The organism is Caballeronia udeis (assembly GCF_001544555.2).
Classification (GTDB): Bacteria; Pseudomonadota; Gammaproteobacteria; order Burkholderiales; family Burkholderiaceae; genus Caballeronia; species Caballeronia udeis.
Genome location: NZ_FCOK02000177.1, coordinates 1 through 2186, shown reverse-complemented (window position 1 = coordinate 2186; position 2186 = coordinate 1). Strand labels below are relative to the sequence as shown.

The 2186-nt window shown below is 56.3% G+C and carries 4 protein-coding genes; 3 read left to right on the top strand and 1 reads right to left on the bottom strand.

What is annotated here, in order from left to right; genetic code table 11:
* The 3 genes from AWB69_RS50210 to AWB69_RS44995 form a co-directional block, all read left to right on the top strand.
* A partial coding sequence (locus AWB69_RS50210) for a hypothetical protein (RefSeq protein ID WP_231937463.1) occupies positions 1 to 181 on the top strand: 181 nt, incomplete at its 5' end.
* A 56-nt stretch (positions 182 to 237) separates the two neighbouring features.
* The gene (locus AWB69_RS45000) at positions 238 to 564 is read left to right on the top strand and encodes a hypothetical protein (RefSeq protein WP_062093204.1); all 327 of its coding nucleotides are present in this window, start codon (positions 238 to 240) and stop codon (positions 562 to 564) included.
* Positions 565 to 579: 15 nt separating this feature from the next.
* Positions 580 to 1332: a hypothetical protein gene (locus tag AWB69_RS44995; protein ID WP_062093203.1), complete on the top strand. Its 753-nt coding sequence runs from the start codon at positions 580 to 582 to the stop codon at positions 1330 to 1332.
* 150 nt (positions 1333 to 1482) lie between these two features.
* On the opposite strand, the gene AWB69_RS44990 is transcribed toward AWB69_RS44995, so the two are convergent.
* Positions 1483 to 2186, bottom strand: a 704-nt coding sequence (locus tag AWB69_RS44990; protein ID WP_063978061.1) for an IS6 family transposase, incomplete at its 5' end; no start/stop codon positions are given.

The following is a 2186-nucleotide window of genomic DNA, read 5'->3' as shown; positions in this document are numbered from 1 at the left end:
CGCCTTCGGTTTGCGTGGCATACATGCTCCTTTGCGACATGTTATGCCTTACACACAAAATTTTGGACAGGCTCGGGCCCGCGGCTTCGGCACGCAACAGGCCGGATATAAGACCGCAGCCGATACCTCGTTCAGGCATCACATCAAGATCAACTTGGCAAACCGGGCGGTGTCCATATAAGGGCGTGTGGCACTCTGATTAAGCACAACACTTTCAGCATTTGGGAGCCGTTACGCGTGTCCACCGCACTTCAACTCAGCGTCGATGAGCAGCCAATCAGCCTGCAACTAGTGATGCCATCTGGCCTTACTGCAGAACAACACGATCAGGTCGTCTCGCTAACCGAGAGCGTTCGCATCTCGAAGCAGCAGGCAACGAGGGCCCTCCTCAACATCGCGGTTTGCATTTCAAAGCTCAAGGAAATCATCCCCGACGCAAAGGCATTCTACGATCACTGCTCGCATGCCTTTGGCTACAGCAAGAGCAACGTCTATCGCATGATCGGTATCTCGGCACTGGTCCACAAGAAGTTCACCGAGGCTGACGGTCATTTGCCGGCCTAGGTCCACAACATCCGCATGAATGTCTTCACGCTTCTCGGTGCGGATCCCGGCGACAGCGCGGTTGAAGCGATAAAGGCGGCGGCATCCCAAGGTTCGCTCTCCAAGAAAGACGCTCAGGAACTACTCGACCAACTGCGCGAGCAGTTCAACCAGACGCTCGAGCAAAAGTCGAACGAACTTCTCGAAATGCAGGGAACTCTGCAAAACACTACGGCGCAACTCGAAGAAGCGCAACGCAGCCTGGCGAAGGAGTCCGCACGCGCTGACAGAACGGAGATCAATCTTCGCGACCGCGAGACCATCATCTCGCGAAAGGACGCCGAGCTCAATGCTCTCCTCGATGACTACACCAAAGCCGAAGCCGCGTTGAACAAGTTGCGCGCAAAGCCAATCGAAATCCAATACGAGTCAAAGATCGTCGCGCAAATTCCAGAAGGCTACACCACCATGGAGGAGGCCATCGCGGGCGCCACGGTGAAGCGGGACGAGGTTCAGCAGGAAATCAATGCGGTTCGAGCAGCGCTGGAGGTCGAACGCGCAACACTTGAAGCACTTCGTAAATCCTTTGCCGAGGCGCAAGAGGCAGCCCAAACGATTGACGCCCTAGCGAATGAGGTCGATCAGATCATCCTTAAGTTCCCTGCAATTACCCTGACGAAGGCGACACTTACTTTTCCAGATGCTCAGGAAAAGGTGAAACGTCTGGCGCTGTCGTTGCGATCCTTGGCCGACGTTCTTATGTCCGATGGCGACGGTGCCCACGCGTAGGAATGCGTTCGGGAAGATCAAATAAATTAAGAGCAAAACTGAGGCAGTAAACAATGAACGAATTTGCCGATATCGCCATGGCTACTAATTCGGGCTTTGTCAAGTTGGCGAGCGTAGACTACCTATGAAGCTAAAGAGTAGTAATCCTATTCAGATACCTTTCTCGACTGCGCCAGTAACAGTCCAATCATGCCATGTGACCAAGCGTTCTTTGAGCACGGCACGATGACATGCCGCGCTCATCTGATGTCTGGGCAACGCGAAGTGCTGCCGGATTGGTCCAAAGCATGAAAGAAACGCCTGCGTGCGACGCGCATTGCGAAAGCCGCACATCTGGCGTTCGCGCCTGCGGGTCGGCTGGTGGCTGTTCTCGGCACGATTGTTCACGCGTGCAGCCGCTTTGACGAAAACGTGCTTCACATGAGCGAGCTCGGGAGTTTCAGCCTTCGCCGCTGGATAGCTGCGCAGCTGGTCGGTAACGATTTTGCGCGGTACCGGGTTTGAGCGCAGCACTCTCCGGAAGAAGCGCTTTGCCGCGGCCTTGTCGCGCCGCTTTTGCACCAGCACGTCAAGTTCGGCACCATGCTCGTCGACCGCTCGCCACAACAGATACGGCTCGCCGCGCAGCGTCACGAACATCTCGTCCAGATGCCATGTGCTGCCCGGCTTGGGCCGCGCCGCTTTGGCGCACCGGGCGAATCCAGCGCCGAACTTGTCGCACCAGCAACGGATTGTTTCGTACGTGACCACGACACCACGCTCGAGCAACAACTCCTCGATGTCGCGCAGGCTCAGGCTGAACCGGAAATACCAGCGAACCGCGCAGCTGATGACGACGGCAGAGAAGCGGTGAC

What these genes read in the sequence shown, in the direction of transcription:
- AWB69_RS44995 (WP_062093203.1), top strand. Translation starts at nt 580, where the DNA reads ATGAATGTCTTCACGCTTCTCGGTGCGGATCCCGGCGACAGCGCGGTT.